This window comes from Pseudomonas sp. NMI542_15, assembly GCF_021283425.1.
Taxonomy (GTDB): Bacteria; Pseudomonadota; Gammaproteobacteria; order Pseudomonadales; family Pseudomonadaceae; genus Aquipseudomonas; species Aquipseudomonas fortuita.
Window position 1 is genome coordinate 1 of record NZ_JAJSRO010000075.1, and the last position, 628, is coordinate 628.

Annotated in this window: 1 protein-coding gene; it reads right to left on the reverse strand. The window is 62.1% G+C overall.

Annotation, left to right across the window (positions count from 1 at the left end):
- A partial coding sequence (locus tag LU684_RS30465) for an immunoglobulin-like domain-containing protein (protein ID WP_232895375.1) occupies nucleotides 1-614 on the reverse strand: 614 nt, incomplete at its 3' end.
- Nucleotides 615-628: the final 14 nt, after the last annotated feature.

Consider the following 628-nt stretch of genomic DNA (forward strand, 5'->3'; position numbering starts at 1 on the left):
GTGGTCACTGGCGTCTTATCGGTCACCAGGTTTTCGAACTTGGTGTCACCCGAGACCGAAATGTCGGTGATCGACTTGGTGATCGCAGGCTGGCCACCGGCATACAGGTCGTTCGGTGCAGTGACGAAGGCGGTACCCGAGGCCGAGCCGGCCGGGATAGTCACGACCGTGCCGCCAGTCAGCGTCACGGTCACACCGCCGTGGCCGGTCACTGGCAGCTTGGTGTCTTCGCTGATCAGGGTCACGGTGTAGGTGATCTTGCCGCCTTCGACTACAGCGGTGTTGTCCACCGACAGGACGGCGGTGACTTTGCTGATGGTGTCGGTGACCTGAACGGTCGCCGGGGTACCGATCTGCAGGTTCTCCAGCGGCGCACCGGTGACGGTGGCCTTGTCGATGCTGACGGTGATGGTGCCTTTATCAACAAAGACGTCATCGCCTTGGGCCGGCGCCGAGATGGTCTTGGTGGTCTCGCCAGCGGCGAACACTACGGTTTCACCGGTGCTCAGCAGCACGGTCAGCGGCTTATCGATGGCCTGGTTCAGGGTCACCTTGAAGGTCGGCGCAGTCGCTTCGTTCACCGTGTCGGTGACCGGCGTGATGCTGACTTTCACCAGGTTACCCGCAC